Source organism: Paenibacillus sp. NMA1017 (assembly GCF_058895805.1).
This window is the reverse complement of the sequence record NZ_JBZXYR010000004.1, coordinates 44,807-70,113: the sequence shown is the minus strand read 5'-3', so window position 1 is coordinate 70,113 and position 25,307 is coordinate 44,807. Positions and strand designations below refer to the sequence as shown.

Genomic DNA, 25,307 nt, shown 5'->3' with positions numbered 1-25,307 from the left:
AGGTCTACTAGGCAAGATTTTGACTTATATACAGCAAAGCCCGCGTGCAGCGCGGGCTTTTTCAATTTCACATTTTCCTAGTTGCCATTGGTTTTCTTCGTAATTAACTGTAGGGAATATGGAACTAGAGGATGCTATTTATTTCAACAGCAGATTTAAGGCGGTTAATGGGAGTCGAATCCTTTTTTCATTGACATACGATAAGCATATTTTTACCAAGAATGTGTTTGCTCGGCGGCTATAATGTTGAGAAGAAAGAGCCTGCGAATATACAGGCTCTTTCTCTTCGTTCATCTATGGTCGCTCACTATAGCTAAAGTCAGCGCTAACGATGATAAATTGTTTGAAATACCAGACTATCTCACTTTAGATTGAGCAAGCAGCCGGCTTACCAGAACCATAGCAATGGTCAGACTGAAAAAATTGTTACCAATGATCCATTATGCAGAAGGCTCATGCCACTGGTAATCAAGCTAACGATCACATAGTAACCCAATCCGAAGATCGCTCCTGCTGTACCGAGAACATCTCCATATTGGATCAGCGCCAGACTGAGACAGTTCGGAATCGTCATGCCTATGCCTAGCAGTAGAATGAAAATGCTTATGAGGATGAGCACCAGATCAGATAGGGTAGCTTTTATTCCGATAACAGCAAGCACTGTCAAACTAATAGCGCCCACCATTGAAATGATCGAGCCGCGCATAATAATTTGCTCTGCCTGTAATCGGATCAGCATTCTTCTGGATAGCATCGCTCCCCATATGGAGGATAGCGCCACTAGGATACCGAAGAAACCAAATACACCAGGACTCATATGAAAAAATTTAATAAAGATAAATGGTGCTTCCGCATAATAGCTGAACAATATGCCGTTGGTTGCCCCGATGAGAAACCCGAATCCCCACACTCTGCGATCAGTGAGGAGGCGTCTTGTCACAGCAAGAATACTGATTTTCACTGTAGATTCCACTCGGGACTCCGGTAGGGAAGTCCAAGTATATGACCATATCGCTACACTTATAGCAACGAGCGTGAAAAATACCGCCCGAAAGCCCAGCGATTGATCGACCCATCCGCCAATGAGTGGTCCTATGGCGGGTGTAAATGCAAGCGCTGCGGAAATCTGGGCAAACATCTCATGACGACGGCTCCCATCAAAGTGCTCACGCAAAATGGTCTGAGTGACGACAGAGCCGACGCTGGCCCCGAAAGCCTGGATAAATCGACAGACCAATAACCATTGGACAGAGCAGACAAGTAACAACCAAGACAGCCTATTGCATACACAAGAATACCCCATAGCATGGCCGGACGGCGTCCGATAGAATCGGACAGCCTTCCCCAGCAAAAAACACCGAAGGCAAAGCCCAGAAAGTACACACTGAGCGTTAGCTGGATCATGCTATTGCTTGCTCCTAAATGACGAGCAATATCCGGCAAGGAAGGTGTATATATCGTTTCACTAATCTGCGGGAAACCGACAAGGATAATGAATAACAACAACGATGGATTTGAGATTTTTCTTTGCACAGCCAGTATCCCCCTTATCATTCAAAAATCTCAATAAGCTGGCAAAGGAATTACGGGATCGGGGGTTTGCATTTAATTAATCTGGAAAATGATAGCATGGTTGTTCACCTTTTTATTTGATAAGGGGGAATGACACTGGAAAATATTATAGCAGAATTTTTAATAGGATGCTTTCTGCTTCTTTTGGTACAAAGGTAGGCGTGTATCTGATATAGTTACTGCGAAGCAAAGGTGAACAGATTCCTTCATTCAACAGCCGTTGTGGAGGTAGGGTTCATGGTAGCTGTTGCGGGGATACAGATAGACCATACGTGTTAACTGAAATTTTAGCGGGGTGAAGATATGAATTGCTTTGAAAAAAATATGGTGTCCGTCTGGTACGGTCACTTTGCCTCTGATGATGAGTTATTTGAATATGTTGAGATAAATTACCCGGAAGATGAGAATGAGGATGTTTTTAGCGGTTTTTTAAATGACCATAAAATAGATGATTTTGACGAAGATTTTGCTGAAGGAGTCTTTCTGATCGATGGAGCAGATGAGGGCATAAGAGATGTTTCCTATGTTGATTCTTTTTTATCTCCACTATTAAATGACTTGAGTAAAATAGATGGTAAATATAATTCGTTGTTCTTTATATATGATTGTAATGTAAGCGGTTTGCCTGAAAGAAACGGTGGGAAACTACGCTTTTTAGCGGCTTATCCTTATTTTCTTAATAAATGAGAAACAAATAATCAGGCTCTTCTTTTGTTTCTGCGGTGAGGTGGGGAAGTTCCAAGAGGATACCTACTGAACCTTATGCCGGGGGATTTGTTGGAGAAGGTGACGGCGTTGCTATGGGATGATGTGACGGAGGAACTGGACAAGTAAAGGTAAGACATTTTATGATAATGTAAATTGAACTTAATGGATCAATAATTTACTCTGAAAGAATCAGGGACTTAAGATGAATATCCATCTTAAGTCCCTTTTTTTGTGTAAAATTAGATTTCCAATTTTTTGAACGGCTGATATACTAAGGAGGCAAGTGAGATGAAGATAAACCTACTTTATCGGGATGAAAAAACGATCGGCGTACGGTTGGAGCGATACGGAGTCAAGGAGCGAGAAGGGATTCGATCCATACCGAGCAGGAAATGGGTTCCAGACGAAAAAATATGGACCATTCCTTACAGTATCTCGGCTGTAGAAAGCCTGTTGGGAGCGTATCGGAGCTGCAAGTTCGAGTGCGACGAGCGCTTGAATAAAGAGCTGCCGTTCATCCGGGAATGGCTGGATCGGCGGGACACGCAGGCTAATGCGGTTCCCTCTTCTTCGGAACGAGGTGAATGGAACCCGGATCAGCGGCAAGAAATGCGCGATGCATTGGTGGCAAGGGGCTACAGCAGCAAGACGATTAAAGCATACATATCGCAAACGGAACGCTTTTTTGCAAGATTGCAAGGGACCGAAGCAAGCATAAATGATGCGACGGTGCAAAAATATGCGTTGGCGCTGCTCGAAAAAGGCCTTTCGCACGCTTATGTTAACCAAGCGATCAGCGCGCTGAAATTTTCTTTCGCCATGTGCTAAAGCAGCCCAAATCCGCCGCCTATGTTCGTCCGAAAAAGGAGAGTAAACTGCCTGATGTGCTGTCCCTGAATGAGGTTATGCGTCTGTTGAAAGCAGTGAAAAATCTAAAGCATAAGGCTATTCTGTACCTGACGTATACATCCGGGCTGCGGGTAAGCGAAGTGGTGAGGTTGCGTCTTGAAGACTGCGACCGTGAACGGAAAGTGCTGAAAGTCCGTCAGGGAAAGGGCAGGAAGGATCGGCAAACGCTGCTCTCCGAAGCGGCTTTTGCGGTGGTCGAGCAGTATATAGGGGGGGAGCAGCCAGCAGACTGGCTGTTTCCAGGGCAGAGAAAAGGCCGCCACCTGACGGAACGTTCAGCGCAGAAAGTGTTTGAAAAAGCGCTGGCTGAAGCGGGCATTCGCAAACAGGTGAGTATCCATTCGCTAAGGCATTCCTTTGCGACCCACTTGCTGGAGAATGGGATTGATCTTCGCTATATTCAGGAACTGCTAGGGCATCAGAGTGTGCGAACGACGGAGCGGTATACACATGTGAGCAGGCGGGACATTGGGCGGATTCAAAGTCCGTTAGATCGGCTGGGCGGGCTGGACGATTGAAACGCAGAAAGTGCGGGAATAAGGAGAAAAGTGCAGGATTCACGATGTTCGTGAATAGGACGAAGAGAGCATTTTTTCGGAAGTTCGTAAATAAGACGTTATGTGAAATCAGCTTAAATAAGAGAGAAAGAGTGAGATAGATGATTCAAAGCAGATATTTATTTGTATCTCGTGCAGGCAAAGTTATAAAGATCGCCCGACCTAAAGATCATAAGCATAAATCCGTTCCTCAATTATCAGGTGAGGAAGTACTTGAAGTGATCTTATATTACAGGAATAAAGACAGGAAGCCGCATAAACTACTTATGGTGGAATTTGATAGATTTCATTTAGATTCGGACGGAAATTATAAACAGACAGAAGAAGATAGAAAAAGAGCTATTCATAATTTTCTTTCTTTTGGGATGGCTGATTTGCATGTAGGAGTGGGAGTAGGAGTAGAAGATAAGCCACTACCTATACCTGTTGCGCCGATAATTCCAACGACTGCTGAGAAAAAATCATTATACGATTACATAAATGAGAAACTACCCAGTTTTTCAGATGATGCTCCTTATGTAGTGGAAAGTAAAATTAAAGCTGCTAAAGAGAAATATGAAGAGTTTAAAAGCATGGCAAAGAAATCAAACAAGCTGTCTAAGTAGTTCGAAGAAGAAGCAGACATCACATAACATAATATTCACGCTGCGGACATTCGTCCTTGGCCCGGCATGCGCCGGACACCCAGCATACTCTGGGTCGTGAATACAGGAACGTTATATGAAAGATCGGTAGAACTTTAAAAAGAGAAGAATTAGAAAAGGGGATAATAAAAATGGATGAAATTTACTTTTTAAGACATTACCTCTCGTCTCTCAAGTATCGATGTTCAAAAGCAATTCTAAATGCTCCAAGTAATTACCCGAATTATGAGCTCGGTAACGGTGTAAGAACTCCAATTGAAATTTTGGCACACATGTCTGATGTCATAAGATATGCCCAATCCGTTTTTGATAACCAAGTACAACTTAAGAAAGAATCAGGAAACTGGAATGACGAAGTACAGACATTTTTTAATGAGCTGCATAACTTAGACAATTTAATAAAATCAAATGGAATACCAAATAAAGATAGAATTATCGAAAAACTGATTCAAGGACCATTATCAGATGCAATGACACATGTTGGTCAATTGTCAATGATAAGAAGAATGGCTGGAGATTCAATACCTGGAGAGAATTTCTTTATTGCTGAAGTAAAGGTTGAATAGTTATTGATAGTAGTTCAAGCAGACCGATCCTTCAGATAACAAAATATTCACGCTTCGGGACCTTCGGCCCTCGGTTCGCCCGATGAGGCAAAGCTGAAAGTGGATTCAGGCGAACACACCCCCACCACCCAACCGCGTTGCGGCCAGTCACTTCGTTCCTTTAAGGTGGTGGGGCGTCGTGAATACAACAACGTTAGGTGAAATACAAGTAAAATCATAGAGAGGTATAACTCATGGATGTTAACAGCATAAAATTCTTTGGTGATATGGATATCATTAATAAAAGAATTTCCACATTTGGTTCTAATTTTTCGGAAACAATTTATAACAAAGATTCTTGGTACATAAAAGCGCATGATTTATTTTCTGTGGCGAATATTTTGAAAATCAGTATTCAACAAGAATTAAATAATGAGTTGAATGATGAATCCCAAGGCTTAAGAGTTACTTTAAATTCAACTAACCTATCAAATTCGTATATGTTACTGATTGGTTTTGCAGTAGAGGTTTTTTTGAAAGGAATTTTTATCTCAAGAGAACCTCATAATCAAGCAAGCTTAAACAAGATGTTTAGATTAAGTCATAACCTTAAAGATCTCGTAAGTTACTTGGAAATTGAAATAACAGAGAGTGAAGAAGAAATAATAAATAGGTTAACAAGCTATACAATTTGGGATGGGCGATATCCTACCCCAAAGAAAGAAAATGAATTTTCAAATATAAGAGGTGTCTTTTTGTATAATACTGATTTCGGAACAATAGAAAGCTTAATTAAGAAGTTAGAAACTGAGTTTTAGAGATTCGAAGAAGACTTGTACATCACCTAACATAATATTCACGCTGCGGACATTCGTCCTTGGTCCGGCAGTCGCCGGCCACCCAGCATACGCTGAGTCGTGAATACAGGAACGTTATCGGAAATCAGCGCAATACACTAATACTTTTTAAAATCATATTTTTTCAACGAACGGACAGGATAGTGAGAGAAAATGGACATTTTTAACAATGAAAACTTTTTTCCTTCGTATTACCCTGGTCATATAATTCAGCTAGCGACAATAACCCCTCTTCTGATGAGATAGGAGCTAGTAATTTGTCGAACTAGCAGTTATTAATCCTTGTATGCGGATGATTTTGAAACGGGGCCACTGAGGGCGGAGAAAAAAGCTGTCTTCATATTAAAACTGGATGGACTACTATACCAAATATAAAGATCAAATAGCCGGGTTCATTTAAAAGCAGCGGTACTCCCTATTCGAAACGAGTCAGGGAGTACCGCTGCCGGTTCTTTTTCAGATTCGTTTTTAGGTTTCTGGCATTATAGTTGCAAACTTATACAATCAAACTATGTGAAGCACGGCTTTGCCGGAGAATTTCCGTTCCATCAGATTACGGGCAACGGTGTCAATTTCGGTCCAAGGCGCCTCCACTTCGATCCGGGGGATTAACCGCTCAACTGTGACTAGCCGGGCCAGCAGGCTCAGATCGTCCGCTGCTGATTGACGAGTGAGTTCCTCGCCTAAAAAGAAGCTGTACAAGGTTCTTCCTCCGCTGGTTACCAGATTCATCATATCGATCGTTGCGGTATTTGAAGAGGAAAATCCTACCGCAACGCAAACCCCTTGGGGCGCTAGCTGCGGCAGCAACGCCGCCAGTGTATTGCCGCCTACTGAATCGATGATCAGATCGTATGGCCCAAATTTGCGGGCTGATGAAATTTCGGAATATCCAATGATCACTTCGTCGGATCCGGCCTCCCGAACAAGCTCGGCCTTCTCTTCCGAGCTTGCCGTACCTACAACGAATGCGCCGGATTGGGCTGCAAGCTGATGGGCGAATAGACCAACCCCGCCGGTAGAGCCTGTAATGAAAATACGTTTGCCAAGCAGCATGCCACCTTTGCGGAGTGCATAGAGAGCCGTGAGCCCTGCTATGGGGAGTGTCGCCGCCTCCGTAAAAGTGAGCTTTTCTGGGATTTCGGCCAGCATCGATACGGGGGCCGCAACTTGCTCGCTCCAGGCTCCCATCGGGAGCAAACCAACAACCCGGGCCCCTTTTTGTGGACCTGCACCGCTCTTGGCCGGCTCGATGACAATTCCGGCGAAATCCCAGCCGAGGCGGCTGGATGCTTCCTGATTCTTAGCGTCTTTCACTTCACCGCGATTGAGAGAGACGGTCTTTACTTGCACGAGCGCTTCCCAAGGCTTTGCCTCCGGGGCGTCAACTTCCTTGAACGCCAAATGTGACGGGGCAAGCGGATCAACTACAATGGTACGAATCATATGATTTCTCCTCCATGTATGGTTGTGTGTCATTAGATGACTTTCAATTTCAATGAGGAGTATACTTTAAATAAATGTTTGGCCCAAGTGCAGAACTACACTTCATAAGAGGAGGGATGAGAAGATGGATATAGATACGGAGAATTCCAGACATAAAATCGTAATGGGAGAAATTGAAGCGCTGCGGGTGAAACGCCAGCAAAAGCTTGCCGACCGACCTCACCCGTCCTTGAAACGATTTACTCAACAAGAGCTGAACGACGAGGCTTTTCCTTCGTATAAAAATCTGCTGGTTGGACGTACCCGCCGCATACCGGATCGTCAGACGATTATAAATATTGCAGAATATCTTGAGTGTACATCCGACGAGCGTAACGATTTGCTTTTAGCAGCCGGTTATCTTCCGATCCTGACCGAATTGGAGGGGCGGTCGTTGGAGCGTGCATTGGAGTGGGCTCAGCAAACGATGACGATCATTCCTTTTCCCGCCATGATCGTAACACACACGCAGGACATTAAGGGGGTTAACGAGCCGTTTCGTCATTTGTTCGATATCCCTCTCGAACGTTCATATGACGGTTTAATGAATAGGGTCGATTTTCATTTTAATTCCGATTTGCCTATCAGGCCCCGCTCCACTTTTGACAAAGCGTCTTTTGAGCAGTGGGAGGAGCACGCCAAATACGGGATACACGCCTTCAAGAGGGAGCACATGCTCTCGCGTTATGATGCGTGGTATCAAAAATTGTTTGATAGAGTTCAGAAATATAACGTGGACGAATATCTGAATGTGCCGGATGTAGGGGCAAAGGTTGATCAAATACAAACCATACTAGCCAGAATGGAAAGCTCCGATGAGCTTGTTGCCATTCGCTACAGACAGGTTTCGATTTCCGAAGGTAGCCGCTTATATCCGCAAATTGAGGTTTTCCTGCCGGTAGATTCTGCCGCGCGTACAGTTTTCGAGAACCTGGGATGTCCAGCTGATTGTGCATTTGTCTAACCCAACACTAACAAGAGGATGAAATCAAAAAGTTATTGGTATCTGATAATTCGGGATAAGGTGGTTAATTAAGCTAACGGAGGACGTTAATTTAAGACTGGAAGAAAATAAATTTGTAGGTAATTCGAAGAAGGCGCTGATATCATATAACACTATGTTCCTACTGCGGTCGCTAACGCTCCCTTGGTCTGCCAGAGTGATTTCAAGGAAGCGAACTCAGCAGACACATCCAACTCTCTACCGCGTTGCGGCCGGCCCTACGGGCCTTAAGGGAGTTGGACGTCGTGAACACGGAAACGTTATACGACAGAATCAAAAACAATAGGAAAGAGGATCATATGATCCTCTAGATGTTAGAATTTTTCAATTCATTAAAGAGCTGTAGAGCGTCTTTGAAACCTTGTATGTAGATGCTTCTTTCTAAGATGGATTGGAGAGAAATTTGAGCATCTTCGTACAGAAAAACCGTATGTTGAAGTTGATCGGGTAACGCTTCGCGAAGCGTTCTAAAGTACCGATCTGTCTCCGAAGAAAGCTGATTGTACTCCGTATGGTACTCCAGAAGCTCAGCATAGAGTAATTCTAAACGTATTCTTATAAGTGGTTCTGCCAATGATTCTAATGCATTAATCATATGTTGTTCCTCCTTTCATTAACTCTATAAAGTTATTATATAACCTTATAGAGTTAATTGCAAGGTGAATATTTGACTTTGTAGAGTTAAATCTTTGCTTTTCGTTGATGATTACTGATATGGAAGATAAGATAGAATTATGGAGGGGAAAAGATGACTGTAATCAAGTGCAATATAAGGGAACTCATGGCAGAACATCGAATAGATGATATAACAGAATTGATGGCGAAATCGGGATTGAGTCGGAATTCAATTAATAAGCTATATAGGGAAACGAATATAGAAACAACAAAGCTGGAGACTTTATTCAAGCTTTGCGATACATTTAACTGTAAATTATCTGATTTGATTGAATATCTACCTGGAGATAATCAATAATGAGGGCAGATTCAAGAAGTGAATCCGTCGTATAACATAATATTCAAGCAGCGGCTCCTTCGGAGCCTTGGTCTGCGGATGGATTTCGGGGAGGCATTTCGGCAGACAACCCCTTTGGGGTTCATGAATACAGAAACGTTATCAGAAAGACTATGAGGAGGGAAATAATGAAGCTATTTCATGGAGAACAAGTCTTAATTAAAGAAAACAATCTCTTACAGCCACAAATACATACTCCTCTTGGAATAATTGAATTTTCACTCACAGTCTCTGATAACTTCTATCATCCAGAACAAAGTTATAAACTCAAAAATGGTGGATCATTATATAAATATTATTATGATTCATTTGATTGTGAGCTAGTTGTCTGTAGACCCAAGCTCAATCTCGCTTTACATCTGACAGTAGAAGAATGTTGGGGAGCAGTTTTTAGAATAAAGCCTCATGCGAACACTCAAATAAGTACGTGCAGCTTTTCTGCCTCTTGGAAGGAGGGTTACAGTTGGACAGATTATGAATCTAATACTGGGGAAGATCTTGCAGCTGTCGAATACGAGAATCAGGTATACCGTTTACACTTGGGGACACAAGACGGGGATATGTTAATGGCAAGAAGAAATCAAGGAGATATGATTCCTAAATCGCTATGTTTAAACTCTGACTTTGAAAAGCACGGTTTTATCCTAAGTTCTGATAAAGGCATTAAAATTCCTATGACACTAATTGATTCTAATGAGATATGCCAAGTACATTTTTTAATTGCTTGGAATAAGAATATCGAAGAGGATGTTTCAACGTGGTTGGCTGTGGACCAGTTCTCAAATGAAATATTAAAGGCAGAAGAAATTTTGTGAATACCTTCAAAATTGTCATAGTCCATCTGATAACATACTATTCACGCATCGAGCATAGGCCCTCGACCCGCAGAAGGATTTCGGAGAAGGAGATAGCTACAGAACACCCCAGCATTCGCTGGGGGCTTGAATACAAGAACGTTAGGCGAAACTGAGCTTAAGGAAGAAGGAATATAATGCAGTTAATACATAGAAGAGGCTGGGGAATATTCGAGGATGAAGAAGAGGCTTATTTTCACCTAATGGGTGAAAAAGGTGAAGAGCTTGGTTATGCTAAGTGGTCCAATTCACAGGTGAATACTATTTCTAAACAAGAATACTTTTATCATAAGTACGGTCCATACTATGTTGAAATTATGAATTATTTTCAGGACAATATAACTGATTCATGCAGGTCATTAGATGGCTCCGTCTATGTATCATACTATCAACAATCAGACATTCATAAGTTTGACAGTAACGGAAATCTAGAATTTATCCATCAAGATATATTTGATACAGTCTATGGTTTTGCTGTTTCTGAGGATCTGATTTGGGTTGTTTACCCAACAAGGAATACAATAAAGTGTTATAACCTTAAAACATACAAAGAATTGTATTCTATAGGAGACATTGAAGGAACCTTATTTAACTTACCTGAAAGTATATACTTTTACGATGAACTTCTTTACGTCTGTGATATGGGAAATCAACGAATATGTACTATAGATCCGGAGAGTAAAGTAATAAGTTCTTATAAAGAATTTAGAGAACCGGTATGGGAATATATAAGATCTAATAACTATGAGATCGTAAGACTGAAGTCAGGAATTTTTCGGGTATAACTGTCTGCATCGCCTAACATCACATTCCTACTGCGGGGCATTCGCCCCTTGGTCGCCGGAGGCATTTCAGGAATGTACATACGTTATACGACTGAATCAAAATGAAAAAGAGCCAGAAGGCTCTCAATCTAAAGATATATGTAATTCGTTATGCAGATGAAGAGCGTCCTTAAAACCTAGCAAATAAATTTCATGTTCTAAAATAGCTTGAACAGAAAGCTCAGCATCATCGTAAAGAAATAGGGTCTTCTGTATATTCTCCGGTACTCCTTCATGTAACTGCTTGAAGTAGAGATTCCGTTCGGATGAGAACTGGTTGTAGCTGCAGTTGTTTTTGATAAGCTCGCCATATAAAGATTCAATTCGAGTCTGAATCAGTGAATCAAGCAAGACTTCTAAGGAATTATACATTTTGAATACCATCCAATGTATTTGATTTTATGAATAAAAGTTGAATTTATTAAATATAATTTTACTTTATTAAATATTTAAATCAATACATGTTGAAGATGTTTTTGATAAAGAAAATATACTTTCATATAATTAAAGAAAAATTCACTTGATGCGTGAAAGGAATATCAGATGATTAGTTATAAGCCTTTTCAAAAATTATTGATCGACAGGGAGATTAAGAAGCAGGATTTATTGAAAATGACAGGTATTTCGTCTGCTACAATGGCGAAACTCAATACGAACGAATATGTGTCATTAGAAGTGATTGATAAATTATGTGCGGCTTTAGGTTGTCAGCCAGGAGATTTATTGGAACATATAGCAGAACAAATGACAGATTAGAATCAAGAATGAATGTTGGTTAACCGAAGAAGTGATTCCATCGTATAACATAATATTCAAGTAGCGGCTCCGTTGGAGCCTTGGTCTGCGAAGTGGATCTCGGAGAGGCATTTCAGCAGACAACCCCTTTGGGGTTCATGAATACAGGAACGTTATGCGTAATTATTGCAATTCTAAAGAAGAAAGGAGAAATACAATGGATCAAGTCTAATATCCGATTGGTCAATTTCAACCCAAAAACAATCTTTCAAATGATGAAATAATAAATCTTATTAAACAAATTCCTGAGCTAATTAAGCGATTAAATACATTGCTGATTGGTCTTGAACAATACCAATTGGAGACTCCGCATCGGCCGAACGGTTGGACAGTAAGGCAGGTCATACATCACTTAGCTGATAATGACATGAATGCGTACCTAAGATTTAAAAGAGGATTAACTGAAAATAATCCATTAGCAAATACATATAGAGAAGATCTGTGGGGAGAATTAATTGATTACAAGAAGTTGCCCGTAGAGAATTCGCTATCACTTATTGAAGTATTGCATCATCGCTTTTTGGTGTTGCTGAATGAACTTAGTATAGAAGACTATAAACGGACTATACAAACTGAAGTATTAGGAATAATTACATTAGTTACAGCTATACAAAGATTTATTTGGCACAACAAACACCATGCATCCCAAATCGAAAACCTAATAAGAAGAGAGAAATGGAAAGACATATAAGAAAGAGGGTAATTGTAAGGAGTTCAAAGATAGCAGTAACAACGCATAACATCATATTCAAGCTGCGGCTCCTTCGGAGCCTTAGTCTGCCAGAAGGATTACAGGGAAGCATTTCAGCAGACACCCCCTAACGGGTTCATAAATACAAGAACGTTATAGGAAATACTTGATAAAAGGAGAAAGCAAAATGTTTTAGAAATATCTGCGGATGAAAGGGTATTAAAGATAGATGTTTCACCGAAAATGGTTTATGAATCCAAAGGAACATTTTATGAGTTTCCACATTCAGAATTTAATGAAGAGTACCCACAAATTTATCATACAAACCTCTGTTGTAGTTTCAATGGAACAAATGGATATTGAATGTACATTGATGCAAGAGGTAGAAATCAATGGAAAGAAAAAATGGGAGATTCTTGGTTTTGTTGGCTTGATACATTAGACGATGATTATGCAGTAATTAGTAAAAGAGCTGATAGAATTGTAAATGAAGATATATATGGAGAAGCTTTCGAATACGGGAGTTTATATTCCATACTCGGACATTTACAAATTGCAATTGTATATTGCAGAAAAATTAAAAGCTGGGTAAGCGGTTTACATGTCGCATTAGTCCGGCTGAAATGTCGCAAAAGTACATGGTAACGCGATGTGGAGATATATTATACTCGCCTTATATTTCGATAATGAAAATCATTATCATACATAAGGAGGATTCACCATGAATAAAGGAACAAAGAGGCAAGCTGCCGGAAGCATGGCACATGGTGACCATAAATCACGATTTTTAATGGGCTGGATGCTGGCCCTTGTTCTTGTACTGACGGCTTGCGGTGCCGGAGCAGGTACAAATGGCGCCAATCAGTCTGCTTCTACAACTCCAACGGACACGCCTTCAAATGAAGCGTCTCAGACTGCCGGAGCTTTCCCGGTTACGATCTCGCATAAGAAGGGTGAGTATACGCTTAACGAGAAGCCAAAGAAAATTGCTGTGCTTGATGTCAAATTTCTGGATCAATTGCTAGCCGTTGGCGAGCAGCCGGCAGGCAGTGTTATCGCTGAAGGCAATACCACATTTCCAGAATATTTAGGCGATAAGCCGGGTGACGTACAGGTTTTAGGTACACGGGACAAGCCCAATCTGGAAGCGATTGTAGCGTTGGACCCGGATATTATTTTAATGACTGATTTCCAAGAGAAAGAGTATGAGAATGTAAGCAAAATAGCACCCACAATCGTACTCGACTTCTACGAGGATTGGCGAGATACGTTAGCTACGGTGGCTGCGATCACAGGTAAGCAGGCAGAGGCAGAAACTGTGCGTAAGGCTTATGAGGACAAAATTACAGGACTGAAGGAGAAGCTGTCGGAGAAGTTGGGAGAGGAAACGGTAGCACTTATTCGTCCGAGAAAAGAAGGCATTCGTGTTCATGGTCTTGAGCATCGAACAGGCGGCATTCTGTATGAGGATTTGGGCTTAAAAATGCCTGCATTAGTCCAGAAGATCAAAGAGGATACCTCCGTTGAAATTTCGATGGAGAAAGTTCCTGAGATTGGAGCAGATCATTATTTTGTTCTGTCTGATGAGTTGTTTGCGGCAGAGGCAGAGGCTTTGGATAGCAGTTCAGTATGGAAATCCCTTGATGCAGTCAAAAATAACCGTGCATATGATGTTAATTCTACACTTTGGATCGCTTATTATGGCCCACTTGCAATTAATATTATTGTAGATCAGGCATCGGAAGCACTGTTGGAATCGAATTAAAATGGACCATTATCTATCGACTGACTTATGGCAGCAAACGGTGGATGAACACTCGATTCGGCTTGGTGAGCCATCTGAAGATAATGTCCGTATTATTGCTTTGAGTCAACTACATGAAGAAGCTGTATGCCGAGAGTATTTAAGCTGGCTTCAAGAGTATATTGGTGCGCCTGACATGAGGGTAGCTGCTTCGATGTTAGCTAAGCGAATCGGCTACCTGTGGATTGCTCCGTTGCTGACCGCGATGAGCGTTCATCATCAGCATGTTTCTTTTCGGCTAGACAACAGCTTTCTCTATCATCCGAAGCTCACAGCTAATGAGGGGGAGACGCGTTTTCCTTTTCTGGCTATGAACGGGCTTCGGGCAGAAGCACTAACGGGAGACAGGGAAGTGTGGCGGGAAAAGGTGGTAAAGGAGATGTTTGCGTTACACCTTGCACCGCTGTTAAAGACGCTTGCTGCGATTGCTCCTCTTTCGATGAGTATCCTTTGGGAGAATATCATGATACGCATTGTCCCATTATATACTCCTGAAGTAGACAATGCTGAGCAAGAAAGTCAGCACATCCAGGCAGATTTTTCATATCTGACGCAAGGAGCGCCCGGGCATTTGTTCGGTGTAAAAAGAAATCCGTTCACCCGGTTCACAAAAAATAAGGACAGCATTCCAGCCGTGAAAAGCAAGCGTACCACCTGTTGTTTTTATTACCAGATGTCAGGGGAATATTGCAGAAAATGTCCGAAAATTGACAATGAGAATAAATCTCAATTAAAATGAAAACAGCAACAATTTTACTTTTGCTAACAGGCCTGGTTGTAGTTAATTGGTTAAGCCCAGTCATGAGAGTCACTCTAGCAAAGGATGCTATTGTCAGGAGATGAGAGAAATGCCGCTACAAGAACAGACAAATCTATGGAGTGATACAACGATCAAGATGCTTGACGAGTTTAGCGGTACTTTGCAGACAGGCAGTGTTCTTCGCGAAACGGAATTAACCTCGAATGTGTTGTTGCTGGCATACGGAGGGGAAGGAGAGCTTGCAATGAATGGTGAGGTTTGCCACATTGGAGCTTTTTTTGCTGGTCATGTTGTTAAGGGGACATCCTTAACGCTGACGGCCAGATCAGACGACATTTATTATATCGTGATCATGTACAAGGCTTCTTCTATGGAGGGAGCCTCTCTTGTTTTGCCTTCATATCGAAAACATCCGTTGCGCACTTCATTTGTGCAAAATTCGGTAACCCAAGCAGAATGGATCGAGAATGCAGAAAAAATCGTTGCCAAATGGCGTCGTGGCGAAGGGATGGAACGTTTTCATGCCAATGCGTTGCTTCAGGGTATGATCTACGAACTGATCATGGATTACGAACGTGGTCAGGGAGGAGAAACGTCTGACATGGTGGATGTTGTCGCTTCATATATAGCGTCGCATTATCGCCAGAATCTGGAGCTTAAAGAGCTGGCAGCCCTTGCTGGATGCAGCTTAAGACAGCTGCAGCGACGATTTAAACAAGAGAAGCAGCTCGGACTGACTGAGTATGTCATTCAGTTGCGCATGGAGAGTGCAGCGCGGATGCTGCGTCACACGGATGCTCCCATCGGTGAAATTGCTGACAGAATGGGCTATCGCGACATGTATTATTTCAGTAGGGCGTTTAAGAAATATTATGGCGTCCCTCCGCTGCGTTATAGGCTTGATGCCGCTTCGAAAACAGATATAGACTATGCTCATTCCTTGCAGCGGAACCGCACAGCTTCTTCATATGAGTCGGCCCAAGGCTCGGTGATATGCCATATGCGAGGGGAATACTATGTTATCGGATCTCCGAAGCGTATCGCTGTACTCGATGTGCAATATGCCGATCATTTGCTTGCGCTGGGCCTCTCTCCAGCAGGTAGTGTAGGACTAGGCAATGCAGTGTTACATTTCCCTCAAACGATCAGGGCAGGACTTCAGAATACTGAATTACTCGGAACATATGAGTACCCCGACCTGCTTGCAGTGGAACGACTGTCTCCGGATCTGATTATTTGCACCGAGGTGCATGATCCGCACTATGAACAGTTAAGCCGGATCGCTCCAGTTCTCATGTTTAAGCGCAATGAAGACTGGCAGACTATTCTGACTCTGTTCGGTGAACTGACAGGCAAACGAGAAGAGGCAAAGCGTATTATAGCGGATTATCACCGACGAACCACATTGCTGTCCGAAGAACTTGCTCCCGTTCTGGCAGGCAAGAGCGTGGCACTGATCCGTCCGCTGGATTCTCTGGTTCGCGTGCATTCTGCCTCTCATCGTACAGGGGCTGTGCTGTACCATGATCTAGGTCTGCCTGTTCCGTTATTTGTGGCAGATACCTCCGACACGGCCTATCACATCTCAGTTGACAGACTACCGGCTGTACATGCCAGCCATTACTTCTTGCTTAGCCATGAACTCATGCAGGAGGGAATATCCGCGACAGAGCAACGTGTCTGGGGAATGCTTGATACCGTTGAGCGCCAGCACACACACTCGGTCGATGCCGCGACATGGATCGGCTGTTATGGACCCACAGGCATCAATGGCATTGTGGATCAGATCGCTCAGGCTTTGTTGGCTTGATGGGAGAAGAAGCTGCTACTTGTGCGCATAGAGATTTTAACAGGAACTAAAGACAGTTCATCTTTGCCTTATGTCATAGAGGGAAAGTTGAACTGTTTTTTTATGGCCAATCCATCAGATAACATCATATCCACGCATCGGAGCCTAGCGGTTCCTCGGTCCGGCAAAGAGGATTGCCAGGGAGCGGGGGCAGGCGGACACATACGCACGGCGGCCGCTCATTTCGTTCGCATAAGTCAGAGGAACATTGTGAACACAGAAACGTTATATGCTAGAAATGATGGACAACAAATAGAATAAAAGAAAAATGCAAGAAAATAAATGAGAACACTTGTTTGCGAACGTGAATACAGGTAAAATATAGATACAAAGACTCTTGGGTGGGCATGGTTTTCCTTCGTAAGTGAGACCATGGATGTAAAAGATGCGGTGACTCTAATGTTACTATTTTGAACATCTATTCTTGCACTTTTAACATGCATCAATAACAACAAGAGAAAGTAAAAAACCACCTAAAGGTTGAGAGCCGAAGGTGGGTTTTTATTACCTGAGACTTAGAAGGGAATAAACCCTCCAAGCCAATTGGAATGACCAGATGTTGACCGTAATTGGTCTTTCTTTAAGTGTGCTAACAGATGAAAAAAGATGAATTAAAGAAAAAATAAGATAAGTGAACTGAAAAGCAAGTTAGTAAGCAAACTCATAGGTGAAATACCATGCAACAATTTTAAAAATCTATTAAAACAAAAACAAGAAAATGAGGGATATGCCCAATGACATTACAGGACCTATTTAATGAAAAACCAACTCAATTATGGAACAAAAGAATGGTTGAATACGGAGATGACCTTTTTACGGAAGAGAGATTATTAATGTCTGATAAAGTCCTGAATAACTATCTAAACCAATTAATATTATTACAAGAAACTAAACATCCTGAAAGTATTATGAAGGCTGTAGAAGAAATTGTAATTACGTTTAATGAATTGAATGAAAAGAACGACTATTTTATTGAAACGATGGAACGTGAAGAACTGGCTGAATTTTATAGATAAGGCAGCAAGACTAGCTGGATTAGAAATTGAGGAAGATCAAGATATTACAGAAGAATGGAGAGAATGGTGATGGTAATTAAGCAGGATTTGTAAGTAGATTTAATGAATTCATGGTACCTTTGTATAACATCACATCCAAGCATCGTCGCATTCGCTCCTCGGTTCGGCTGAAGGATTTCGGAAAAGGAGATAGCTGTAGGACACCCGAGCATTCGCTGGGATCGTGAATGCAGAATCGTTAGATGAAAGCCCCCGAATAAATAAAACCATCTATAAAGGATGAAAAGAAAAAGTGATAAAATCTATTAGTATTGATGAATGGATTGGGACCACATTCAATGAAGAAATAGTTATGAATCCTACGTGGGCAGACACTCTAAGTTTTTTAAGAAAACTCGACGGAGATAAATTTACATTAGTTTTTTTTGAGGTATCAGACACAGATTCAGCATTAGTTGGAGGCGGACCGGAATATTTTATAGTGTCTATTACAATTGATGGTAATATATATACCCTTATGAACGATAAACAGGGAAACAGTGAAATTCTTCTGGTTGCTGGTGGTCAGCTAGGCAATTATTGCGATAACATTTGCATAGAATTAATTCCTATGCTTGAAGTAATAAAGTATTATTATGAAACTGGAAAACTACTCGAAACACATAAATGGAAACGAGAATAATAATTACTTAACTCGAAAAAAGTGAACGTCATCTAACATAGCATTCAACGCATCTGGCTGGGACAAGCCCGACCTTTGGCCCGGAAGAGGCATTTCGAAGGAGCGGATTCACCGGACACATTCGACCTGTTAAGTCTGACGAGGATGTCCCCGATATCACCTAACAAAGGGCTGTTTGAACTTCAGGAATACCCAAATGCTATGTGAAATCAACGAAATTATTTAAGTGGTAAACATAGGTGTGACCACTAGGCGTTTTTTCTTACTCCGCGTGTAAGTTGCAATAAAATGAACATAAAGTAGACGAAGCTGAGTGTCTACTTCATGTTCGCTTAAATTTTTGAAAATTAAATTACAGATGGATCAATGGATCTTTGGAGGTTCAGAATTCATCGTATCGTTAAGCTGGGTCACAAAAACATTTTCGTTCGGGCCAGGGTTATTTCGAAACATTTTCGCTTCTTCCACCAAAACTTCGTCTGTATCCGTGCCAAGTATCTTTATTGTTGCATCAATGAATGAAGCAAGTGGCATCGCACGTGGTTCATTGTTGTTGCTTTGAACCCATGGGGGTACAATTTCTATTACTTTTACCGATGTGTCTTTAAGCGTGTACCTTTGGGACAGCGTATAGGTATGAAGTGCTGCCTTCGTCGCGGAGTATACAGCAGTTGTCGCTAATGGTACAAATCCAAGTATTGAAGTCGTGTTGATGACAACCGCTTCTTCTTTGGACTTCAAATGCTCGATGAATGCAGAAGTCAACCGAATGGGACCTAGCAAGTTTGTAGTGACAGTCGAAATCAAAACATCCTCATCGATCACGCCCGCCGCGTCATCGGACTGTATGATGCCGGCGTTGTTAATCAAGACATTAACATCCGGGTATTCTTTGATTAACTGCTTGGCGACCGCCTTTATGCTGGCAGGATCTTGTACATTCAATTCCACTGCGGACATGCCGGGATTCGCTTTGATCGTCTCCTCCAGACGCTCTTTACGTCGACCGGAGATAATAACTTTATTTCCAAGTTTGTGGAGAACTTCTGCTAACGCACGTCCAATTCCCGAACCGCCGCCTGTAATAAAGATAGTGTTTCCTGTAAGTTTCAATTTTTAAACCCTCCTAATTCAATGTAAATTAAATTATCCAAAGATTGTAAAGCAATAGCTTTCATGATTATAGCTTCTCTAAAATCGAACATATGTTGAATCATCAACATAAATTTTATAAAGTGAATGTATCAGAGCGGTATATGGGGTTCAATGGTTAAAACAAGCGTGGTTGTTGATTTTTCAACAGAGGACTTCGAAGTGTTCATTTTTTCGAATGGTACAAAGGGGAGAAGGATATGGACAGGCGTATTCAAAAATCGAGGCAAGCCATTATTGATGCTTTTATGAGGCTGATGTCAGAAAAGGAATTCGAGAGAATTACGATTAATCAAATTGCGAAGGAAGCAAATGTCAATCGTGGAACGGTTTATTTGCATTTTGCTGACAAGTACGATCTGCGTGATCAATGCATGGGAGCTCAAATTAACGAGTTACTACGCAATTGTATGTCTGAAGATAACTTCTTTCATCTCCCTTCCAAAACCGCACTACTGCGTACGTTTGAATATTTGGAGCAGCATGCTTCATTCTACTCTATAATGCTGACGAACAAGGGAAGTACGGTTTTTCAAAACCAAATAGAGGCAATGTTTCGGCAAAGTTTGTGCGAGCATCTGGATTCGATCAACCTCGATCAGGAAATGAACAGGGACATTACGGTGCAATTTTTAATTTCAGCGGCGGTGGGGGTATTGGAATGGTGGATTACCCGTTCGATGCCATATCCGGCATCGGTCATGGTTGAACAATTTTGGAAATTGCTGAATTGTGGTGTCGAGGGACACGAACGAACATCGTCCATATGAGCCTCTAATTTAGAGGCTTTTTTAAGGCTGGAACCCATAATATGGATATATTCTTTGCCGATTATGGGATTGATATAATTCGAAGAGATGGGGAATATTCATTAGTTTTGATGCTGGTGGAATAGTGGTTCAAATGATAGAAATAGAAATAACAGAAGAAGAGTCACTAAAAGCTCAGAAAAGTGAAAGAGATGCATATGAACTAATAATCAAACTACAAAATGAAAAAAGACCATATAAGAAAATTCGCTGATAAAAAAATTTGCAGATTGATTTTGAATGCATAGTGAAGAAGTTCGGTAACTTCTGATAACATAATATTCAAGCATCGAATCCTCACGGAGCTTAGGCCTGCTGGGATGGAATTCGGGGAAGCATTTTACCAAACAACCCCGGAAAAAATAAAAAGACAATGGAGGTATGTTGGGTGCTGACATTAGAAAAAGCTAGAAAAAATGATGCACAAAAACTTGCTGAAATACAAAAGGCCAGTTTTGAGGATGGATCAAAGCATTTTAATAACAACGAAACCGTTGGGCCAATAGGATATGATTCCATAAGTTGGCAAGAAGAGATGATGCAAAATTGCGAATATTTCAAGGTACTCTTTAATGGAAAAATAATCGGGGGAGCTATGATATTTGTAGAATGTAATCAAGTGCATAATCTAGGAAGGATCTTTATTGATCCCATTTTTAAAAATCAAGGAATCGGAACAAAGGTGATGGAGAAAATTGAAAGTAAATTTCCAGACAGCACTGAATGGTGGCTGGATACTCCTAGCTGGAGTGTGAAGAATCATCACTTCTATTCAAAGTGTGGGTTTACTAAGGTTAGAGAAGAAGGTGACTTATACATTTTTAAAAAGACTTTATAAACTTATGTAATGTACAAACGTTATGAGACATCAGTGCTGAGTATTACCAAGAAGATATTCAATGAAAAGAGTGAAAGGGAGGATTTACAATGAAGATTGATTTTGCGATTGAATCAGATTATGAGTATATCTTGTTAAGAGACAAGCACATACATAAGACACTGATAAGACCAAAAATAAAAGAAAATGAAATTCTAATAATTAGAGAATCTAATCAAGAAATAGGTTGGATGAGATACGGATTTTTCTGGGACAACACACCATTTATGAATATGATATGGATAGATGAGGAGTATAGAGGAACAGGTATTGGTAAAAAAGTTGTCCAGTATTGGGAAGAGTTAATGAAACAAAAAGGTTTTGAAATGGTCATGACCTCAACACAGTCAAATGAAGGAGCTCAGCATTTTTATAGGAAGCTTGGATATAGAGATGCTGGATGTTTAATGCTTGAGAACGAACCTCTGGAAATAATACTGACAAAGGAGTTGAACAAAAATTAACGTTGAGGAAATCAATGAAGGAAGTGACATTTAAAATATAATATTCAATCTACGTCTCCAATGGAGCCTAGGTCTGCGAGTTGGATTTCGAAGAGGGATTTCAGCAGACAACCCCATGCGGGGTTCATGAATACAGAGACGTTATCTGAAATATGATTAATTTATTTATAGGAGGCAAGGGCAATGAAGCAACTAAATCTAAGTACAATAATTAGTTCTTTCATATTAGGTTTATCAATTGTTATTAGTGGCTTGTTTATTAGTCACACTGGAGACAAAGAGCTGAATAAAGACGGAACAAATCAAAAAGAATATAAACCACTAATGACAATCAAAGAAACAGCTGAATACTTGGACATAACTGAACCCCAAGTAAGAACAATCATATCTAGTGAGGAAACTATATTAAAGACCACTGGTTCATATTCTGGCAAAATGTTTCCCATTATTAGAATTGGAACTGATATTTATATAAGTAAAGATGGATTAAATGAATGGTTAAAGGAGTCAACAACACAGAGAACACAATATTAGAGAGAGCATTCGGAAAAGGTCGTACATCAGATAACAGCACATTTACGATGCATTGCTGACGTCCCTTAAGGCAGTGAGGATTCGGAATACAAGAACGTTATCTACAATTCCCAAAGCCTAAAAGGTACAATAGGAGGAGAGTATCTTGACCACAACTTTCACTAAGATAACTGGTGTTGGTTTTATTATTTTATCAGTATTAAGACTAACCCCCTTTATGAATGCTACTGGAAAATGGTTGTTATATATCTCAATTGCAGCGTTCTTTCTTATACTATATGACTTGCTGGAATTTATTGTTGAAGGCATATGGATAAAGAAAGGATTCATGCTAAGTAAATTTCTATTCAGTTTACGTTCTATATTTCTTGGGTGTGCGGTGATGGCTATAATCGTTTTGCCTAATATAAAGATCAATATTTCTGTCAAAGAAGTTAATACTTTTAGTGATGCCTTTACACTAATTAGCTTAGGTATAGCAATAACACTAATTGGGTTTAAAACCGAAAAAGCACAATCCATTTTGTATAATAAGAGAAGGACAATAGATAATGAGGTCAGAGAATTTCTTAATTCAATTGAAGGGCAAAATATAATTAATGAACACATAGAAAAACTAAGAATAGAAAATACACAACAGATTAATAAATTGAATGCTGATTCTAAGTAGTAGCAACAGAAGAGTAACATAATATTCAAACTGAGCCCCTTCGGAGCTTCGATCTGCAAGAGGGATTTCGAAGAGGCCTTTAGCAGACAACGCCTGACGAGGCTTATAAATACAGAAACGTTATGTGAAATTGCAAAGAGATATATTAATAATTCAAACCAAATAGGAGTTTTGTCAAAGAAAGAGGCATTCCGAGGAAGTTTGATCAGGTAAGACAACCCCTAGCGAGGTTCATTAACACAAGAACGCTTTAGGAAAGGGACGCAAACCATAAAAGAAGGTGTTTAAGTTGTTTGGTTTATTTAAGAAAAAGAAAACAATATTTGAAGATCAACTAAACAAACTTTCTGAATTGGGTATCTTCATGAAAGCAGATTTAAAGAAAGAATTACTTTTAGAAGAAATCTCAAGAAGTGAATATGAAGAAGATCCCTACAACTTGCTATTGCTTACTTTAGGTGGAGAAGTTGCAGTGAATGATGAATTTATAAATGTATCCGGTGAAATTTGGTATTTAGATACGGAAAGTATTGAGGACCATGGAGACTATGCAAGAGTAATAATGCGATTAGAGAATATGACAAAACTTAATTTAAATAAGATAACGGATTACGTAGATATTCAGAATAGTACTGCATGGGTCTCTTTTGAATATAAGAATGAACTTATAAGATGGGAAATGAAAGTAGATGATGATTGGTTGGATATGGAGATATTCAAGAAATTTAATGAGTTAATAAAGACTGAACAATCCATGGAATTATATATTTCAATTTTAGATCAAGGCTGCCTAGTGGGCTATTTTAATAAAGAACAAGTAATCGAATTAAATAAATTAACAAAATATAAATTTGAAGAGTATTAGTGAAATATGACTAAAAAGGAGCCAAAACAATGAGTGAATTGACTTCAGGAAGCTTATCACTATTGAAATATAAAGAAGCAATTCTTGAGCATGATCCTATATACGTGGAGGATTTAAATGATAATGGTTTGTTTTCGTAACCAAAGATACAGAAGTAAGTGAAGAAATTCCGGAAAGTCTATTTCGAATTTCAGAAAAAATCCCAGTGTTATATTTTTATAATTTTGAAGATCACTGTTGGGGATACCGGGTAGTTTACAATTCACAAGAGATAGCAAGTCTTCATATATCATATGTGTTATTAGATACTTCAATTATTAAGCTTGCAGAAGAAAGATATCCAGACGAAGATCACATTGAATTTTTATATGTTGACCCTAGAGGGGACAAAATCAGAACTGAATTAATTGAAGAAGTTCTGAGATCTAATGAATACAATGAGAAAATAGCAAAACAGTTTACAAATTGCAATTTAAAAACATTTAGATTTTTTGAACTAGATAATGAGCGAATAAAACAATTAGACGATATTTTGAATAATAATTACTATACACAACAGGAATCTAAGCATCAGTTAGTAGAAGAGTTTAAAGAATTATTAAACATTGAGGAGATGAGCTGGATACGAGCAGATAGAATGAATGAAAATTAGAAGGTCGTAGTAGTTCTATTATGTATTTTTCTGCACCGAAACAATCTAAAACTCGGGAATCAAGGGCTGAAAAATGTATGCAGAAAATTCTCAATGGAGAGGGATTAAATGATCGGTAAAAGTAATTCAGGCAAAGGCTAAATAAACGTATCAGAGGCGATAATTATGATAGATTTAGAGTCAGAAAGATTACTTATAAGAAATTTTCGATCTGATGATTGGAATGATCTACATGATTACTTATCAATAGAAGAAGTATTGAAGTATGAACGTGGGGAAGTTTGTAATGAGGAAGATTGTAAGCAGATGACATTGGAACGATCGCAAAGCAATATTTTTATGGCAGTTGTATTAAGAGAAAACAATAAATTGATAGGACACATTTATTTTAATCAAACCGTACCGTTTGAGTTTTTAACATGGGAAATAGGATACATATTCAACCCAAGATACTATGGAAATGGATATGCTACTGAGGCAAGTAGAAGAGTATTGCAATATGGATTTGAAGAGTTAAAGGCTTATCGGATTATTGCGATGTGTAATCCAGAAAACGCTTCATCGTGGAGATTATTGGAGCGCTTGTTGATGCGAAAAGAAGGTCACCATATGAAGAAAGCATTTTTTTATAAAACGGAAAAAGGACAACCCATTTGGCATAATGCATATCAATATGCGATTTTAGCAGATGAATGGCAAAGGAACAATGAATAATTT

Annotated in this window: 28 protein-coding genes and 2 pseudogenes; 26 read left to right on the top strand and 4 right to left on the bottom strand. The window is 40.2% G+C overall.

Features of this window, described 5'->3' with window-relative positions; translation table 11 throughout:
- Positions 1-409: 409 nt before the first annotated feature.
- A pseudogene (locus AC5ELV_RS12550) lies at positions 410-1,554 on the bottom strand (multidrug effflux MFS transporter).
- 321 nt (positions 1,555-1,875) lie between these two features.
- Between AC5ELV_RS12550 and AC5ELV_RS12545 the strand changes: the two are divergent.
- From AC5ELV_RS12545 to AC5ELV_RS12520, 6 genes are all read left to right on the top strand, one after another.
- Positions 1,876-2,259 carry an immunity 22 family protein gene (locus tag AC5ELV_RS12545; RefSeq protein WP_493430468.1) on the top strand — a complete coding sequence of 128 codons (384 nt, stop codon included), beginning with the start codon at positions 1,876-1,878 and terminating at the stop codon, positions 2,257-2,259.
- Between the two features lie 309 nt (positions 2,260-2,568).
- The gene (locus tag AC5ELV_RS12540; RefSeq protein ID WP_493430467.1) at positions 2,569-3,108 is read left to right on the top strand and encodes a phage integrase N-terminal SAM-like domain-containing protein; all 540 of its coding nucleotides are present in this window, start codon (positions 2,569-2,571) and stop codon (positions 3,106-3,108) included.
- Between the two features lie 56 nt (positions 3,109-3,164).
- Entirely contained in the window at positions 3,165-3,707 is a 543-nt protein-coding gene (locus AC5ELV_RS12535) for a tyrosine-type recombinase/integrase (protein ID WP_493430466.1), read from the top strand.
- Positions 3,708-3,847: 140 nt separating this feature from the next.
- Positions 3,848-4,351, top strand: a complete 504-nt coding sequence (locus tag AC5ELV_RS12530; protein ID WP_493430465.1) for a hypothetical protein — start codon at positions 3,848-3,850, stop codon at positions 4,349-4,351.
- 170 nt (positions 4,352-4,521) lie between these two features.
- On the top strand, positions 4,522-4,956 hold the full coding sequence (locus AC5ELV_RS12525) for a hypothetical protein (protein ID WP_337682706.1): 435 nt from the start codon (positions 4,522-4,524) through the stop codon (positions 4,954-4,956).
- Positions 4,957-5,189: 233 nt separating this feature from the next.
- Complete coding sequence (locus AC5ELV_RS12520; protein ID WP_493430464.1) at positions 5,190-5,753, top strand: hypothetical protein; 564 nt, start codon at positions 5,190-5,192, stop codon at positions 5,751-5,753.
- Positions 5,754-6,296: 543 nt separating this feature from the next.
- On the opposite strand, the gene AC5ELV_RS12515 is transcribed toward AC5ELV_RS12520, so the two are convergent.
- A complete protein-coding gene (locus AC5ELV_RS12515) occupies positions 6,297-7,238 on the bottom strand; it encodes a zinc-binding dehydrogenase (protein WP_350339147.1) in 942 nt (313 codons plus the stop codon).
- A gap of 124 nt (positions 7,239-7,362) precedes the next feature.
- On the opposite strand from AC5ELV_RS12515, the gene AC5ELV_RS12510 reads away from it, so the two are divergent.
- Positions 7,363-8,241 carry a hypothetical protein gene (locus tag AC5ELV_RS12510; RefSeq protein WP_493430463.1) on the top strand — a complete coding sequence of 293 codons (879 nt, stop codon included), beginning with the start codon at positions 7,363-7,365 and terminating at the stop codon, positions 8,239-8,241.
- A 346-nt stretch (positions 8,242-8,587) separates the two neighbouring features.
- On the opposite strand, the gene AC5ELV_RS12505 is transcribed toward AC5ELV_RS12510, so the two are convergent.
- Positions 8,588-8,875 (bottom strand): DUF6809 family protein, encoded by a 288-nt coding sequence (locus tag AC5ELV_RS12505; protein WP_493430462.1) that lies wholly within the window; start codon positions 8,873-8,875, stop codon positions 8,588-8,590.
- Between the two features lie 153 nt (positions 8,876-9,028).
- On the opposite strand from AC5ELV_RS12505, the gene AC5ELV_RS12500 reads away from it, so the two are divergent.
- The 11 genes and pseudogenes from AC5ELV_RS12500 to AC5ELV_RS12450 all read left to right on the top strand — a co-directional run bounded on the left by AC5ELV_RS12500 (position 9,029) and on the right by AC5ELV_RS12450 (position 18,567).
- A complete protein-coding gene (locus AC5ELV_RS12500; RefSeq protein ID WP_069291285.1) occupies positions 9,029-9,253 on the top strand; it encodes a helix-turn-helix domain-containing protein in 225 nt (74 codons plus the stop codon).
- A 167-nt stretch (positions 9,254-9,420) separates the two neighbouring features.
- Positions 9,421-10,107 carry a hypothetical protein gene (locus AC5ELV_RS12495; protein ID WP_493430461.1) on the top strand — a complete coding sequence of 229 codons (687 nt, stop codon included), beginning with the start codon at positions 9,421-9,423 and terminating at the stop codon, positions 10,105-10,107.
- 176 nt (positions 10,108-10,283) lie between these two features.
- On the top strand, positions 10,284-10,931 hold the full coding sequence (locus AC5ELV_RS12490; RefSeq protein ID WP_493430460.1) for an NHL repeat-containing protein: 648 nt from the start codon (positions 10,284-10,286) through the stop codon (positions 10,929-10,931).
- Positions 10,932-11,513: 582 nt separating this feature from the next.
- Positions 11,514-11,726, top strand: coding sequence for a helix-turn-helix domain-containing protein (locus tag AC5ELV_RS12485; RefSeq protein ID WP_019688142.1), 213 nt, complete (start codon positions 11,514-11,516; stop codon positions 11,724-11,726).
- Between the two features lie 217 nt (positions 11,727-11,943).
- Positions 11,944-12,456, top strand: a complete 513-nt coding sequence (locus AC5ELV_RS12480; protein ID WP_493430702.1) for a YfiT family bacillithiol transferase — start codon at positions 11,944-11,946, stop codon at positions 12,454-12,456.
- 363 nt (positions 12,457-12,819) lie between these two features.
- Positions 12,820-13,101: a hypothetical protein gene (locus AC5ELV_RS12475; RefSeq protein ID WP_493430459.1), complete on the top strand. Its 282-nt coding sequence runs from the start codon at positions 12,820-12,822 to the stop codon at positions 13,099-13,101.
- A gap of 76 nt (positions 13,102-13,177) precedes the next feature.
- Entirely contained in the window at positions 13,178-14,221 is a 1,044-nt protein-coding gene (locus AC5ELV_RS12470; protein WP_493430458.1) for an ABC transporter substrate-binding protein, read from the top strand.
- A gap of 1 nt (position 14,222) precedes the next feature.
- Positions 14,223-14,999, top strand: a complete 777-nt coding sequence (locus tag AC5ELV_RS12465) for a ferric iron reductase (protein WP_493430457.1) — start codon at positions 14,223-14,225, stop codon at positions 14,997-14,999.
- Positions 15,000-15,108: 109 nt separating this feature from the next.
- Positions 15,109-16,830, top strand: coding sequence for a helix-turn-helix domain-containing protein (locus tag AC5ELV_RS12460; RefSeq protein WP_493430456.1), 1,722 nt, complete (start codon positions 15,109-15,111; stop codon positions 16,828-16,830).
- A gap of 773 nt (positions 16,831-17,603) precedes the next feature.
- Positions 17,604-17,955: pseudogene (locus AC5ELV_RS12455) on the top strand (hypothetical protein).
- A gap of 222 nt (positions 17,956-18,177) precedes the next feature.
- Positions 18,178-18,567 (top strand): hypothetical protein, encoded by a 390-nt coding sequence (locus AC5ELV_RS12450; protein WP_493430455.1) that lies wholly within the window; start codon positions 18,178-18,180, stop codon positions 18,565-18,567.
- A 363-nt stretch (positions 18,568-18,930) separates the two neighbouring features.
- Here AC5ELV_RS12450 and AC5ELV_RS12445 read toward each other — a convergent pair whose 3' ends face one another.
- Complete coding sequence (locus tag AC5ELV_RS12445) at positions 18,931-19,680, bottom strand: SDR family oxidoreductase (RefSeq protein WP_493430454.1); 750 nt, start codon at positions 19,678-19,680, stop codon at positions 18,931-18,933.
- A gap of 239 nt (positions 19,681-19,919) precedes the next feature.
- Between AC5ELV_RS12445 and AC5ELV_RS12440 the strand changes: the two genes are divergently transcribed.
- The 8 genes from AC5ELV_RS12440 (at position 19,920) to AC5ELV_RS12405 (ending at position 25,304) form a co-directional block, all read left to right on the top strand.
- Positions 19,920-20,489, top strand: a complete 570-nt coding sequence (locus AC5ELV_RS12440) for a TetR/AcrR family transcriptional regulator (protein ID WP_493430453.1) — start codon at positions 19,920-19,922, stop codon at positions 20,487-20,489.
- 427 nt (positions 20,490-20,916) lie between these two features.
- The gene (locus AC5ELV_RS12435; protein WP_493430452.1) at positions 20,917-21,366 is read left to right on the top strand and encodes a GNAT family N-acetyltransferase; all 450 of its coding nucleotides are present in this window, start codon (positions 20,917-20,919) and stop codon (positions 21,364-21,366) included.
- Positions 21,367-21,455: 89 nt separating this feature from the next.
- A complete protein-coding gene (locus tag AC5ELV_RS12430) occupies positions 21,456-21,869 on the top strand; it encodes a GNAT family N-acetyltransferase (RefSeq protein ID WP_493430451.1) in 414 nt (137 codons plus the stop codon).
- 183 nt (positions 21,870-22,052) lie between these two features.
- A complete protein-coding gene (locus AC5ELV_RS12425) occupies positions 22,053-22,403 on the top strand; it encodes a helix-turn-helix domain-containing protein (protein WP_493430450.1) in 351 nt (116 codons plus the stop codon).
- 145 nt (positions 22,404-22,548) lie between these two features.
- A complete protein-coding gene (locus AC5ELV_RS12420; RefSeq protein ID WP_322154006.1) occupies positions 22,549-23,073 on the top strand; it encodes a hypothetical protein in 525 nt (174 codons plus the stop codon).
- Between the two features lie 280 nt (positions 23,074-23,353).
- The gene (locus AC5ELV_RS12415) at positions 23,354-23,938 is read left to right on the top strand and encodes a hypothetical protein (protein ID WP_493430449.1); all 585 of its coding nucleotides are present in this window, start codon (positions 23,354-23,356) and stop codon (positions 23,936-23,938) included.
- Positions 23,939-24,143: 205 nt separating this feature from the next.
- Positions 24,144-24,590: a hypothetical protein gene (locus tag AC5ELV_RS12410; protein WP_493430448.1), complete on the top strand. Its 447-nt coding sequence runs from the start codon at positions 24,144-24,146 to the stop codon at positions 24,588-24,590.
- 165 nt (positions 24,591-24,755) lie between these two features.
- Entirely contained in the window at positions 24,756-25,304 is a 549-nt protein-coding gene (locus tag AC5ELV_RS12405) for a GNAT family N-acetyltransferase (protein ID WP_493430447.1), read from the top strand.
- Positions 25,305-25,307 lie beyond the last annotated feature (3 nt).